Origin of the sequence: Aureibaculum marinum, assembly GCF_003813905.1 — a bacterium.
Taxonomy (GTDB): Bacteria; Bacteroidota; Bacteroidia; order Flavobacteriales; family Flavobacteriaceae; genus Aureibaculum; species Aureibaculum marinum.
The window spans coordinates 1-1,443 of record NZ_RPFJ01000105.1 but is presented as its reverse complement, the minus strand read 5'-3'; the positions used below and the strand labels follow the sequence as shown (position 1 = coordinate 1,443).

Here is a 1,443-nt window from a genome sequence, read left to right as displayed (position 1 = left end):
TGTTGCATTGGAAATAAAATCGACCGTAGGAGATTTATTCTAATTCAACAATGCAAGAAAACTATTGTCAAAATTTAATGAAGAAAAGGCTTGGTTTTTAGCTCAGTTCTTTGTTGTGCATAGTACTTTTATATTTATTCAGACCTGTTAATTATGTGTCTTAATTTCCTTCTACAATTATCCCAAATTTCATCATCCCATTCTTTTTCAATTAATTCCTTCTTGTAACTTTTTAAAAATTCTTCTAAATGATTTATGAATAAAGTAGCATTTATTATATTATTTTCAAATAATTTACCTTTTCTAGAAACTAAAAAATCTTCGTATGTTTCTCCTTGATGCAGAATTCCGTTTCTTATATTTTTATAAAGTTCTTTATTCTGAAATATTCTTAATTCATTTTTATATTCAGAACATTTTTTAAAAAATATATTATACGAATTCTTTCCGTTTCCATTTTCAGTTTTATCTACACCTTGTATAAAAGATGAAATAGCTTCAATAACAATGCAAGAACTTGCTAGAATTAAAAAACCATTTTTGTAAACTTTTTTAAAAGTTTTATTATCTTCAGACGAACTTGATTTAAAAGTAAAAATTTTAATGTATCTATTATAAAATCTTTGATAAATTAAATTAGCTATTTTTTCTTTATCCTTTGCTTTAATAAATGAATTTAAATCTTCTATAGAGCAATCAATAAGATCGTCTTTTTCATAATACCTAACAAATGATACTTTTTTAGTTTTCATTAAATAAAATAAATTGATGTTCTAAATGCTTACTATCAGGGTCATAGTCAGAACCTTTTTTATAAAAATAACGAGCCTTGTAATCGTGGATTTTAAAAACTACTAAATCCTTTCCAGAAAATCTGTCCTTTTCAGTATAATCGTATTGCCAGTTTTGATAGTTTACAATTTTTTTGATTTTAGTTATTATTTTATCGTTTCCAGTTGCTATGTTTATTGAATTTATGTTTTCAAATAAATTAGAATGTATAGAGACTGTAAACTCCTCTTTGTAAATTAAATTCCAATAATTTTTTCCACTTTGCTCTTTCAAATAATTAAAACCGTATTTTTTTAGTACAGATTTAATTTCTTTTTTTCCTAAGTTCAAGTCCTTTCCAATTGGTAATTGAGAATGTGAGATTTGATAGGATAATAAAAAAATAAGGAATATTAGTTTTTTCATAGTTTTTGGGTATTATGCACAACGGTCTAGTATAAGAATAGTAGCGGATTTTTACACACTAATTTTTTAGTTATATACTGACCTTTTTTATATTTACTTACTTTGGTTTTAGGGATTAAACCGCTATTATTTTTAGCATCTATGAAAAAGCAGCAGATTGCTTATCTTTAAAGTTCACCAAAACGATAAGATATGAAAACAGAATCTACTGCTCAACCAAAGTTATTCATTGGAATTGACATACAC

Annotated in this window: 2 protein-coding genes; both read right to left on the bottom strand. The window is 24.9% G+C overall.

What is annotated here, in order from left to right; all coding sequences use genetic code 11:
- Nucleotides 1–134: 134 nt before the first annotated feature.
- Nucleotides 135–752, bottom strand: coding sequence for a hypothetical protein (locus EGM88_RS15570; RefSeq protein ID WP_123899339.1), 618 nt, complete (start codon nt 750–752; stop codon nt 135–137).
- Nucleotides 742–1,197 carry a hypothetical protein gene (locus EGM88_RS15565; RefSeq protein ID WP_123899338.1) on the bottom strand — a complete coding sequence of 152 codons (456 nt, stop codon included), beginning with the start codon at nt 1,195–1,197 and terminating at the stop codon, nt 742–744. The genes EGM88_RS15570 and EGM88_RS15565 overlap by 11 nt, the downstream gene beginning before the upstream one ends.
- Between the last annotated feature and the right edge of the window lie 246 nt (nt 1,198–1,443).

Bases quoted from the DNA above. Each gene is read 5' to 3' on its own strand.
- EGM88_RS15570 (WP_123899339.1), bottom strand. From the start codon at position 752: ATGAAAACTAAAAAAGTATCATTTGTTAGGTATTATGAAAAAGACGAT.
- EGM88_RS15565 (WP_123899338.1), bottom strand. From the start codon at position 1,197: ATGAAAAAACTAATATTCCTTATTTTTTTATTATCCTATCAAATCTCA.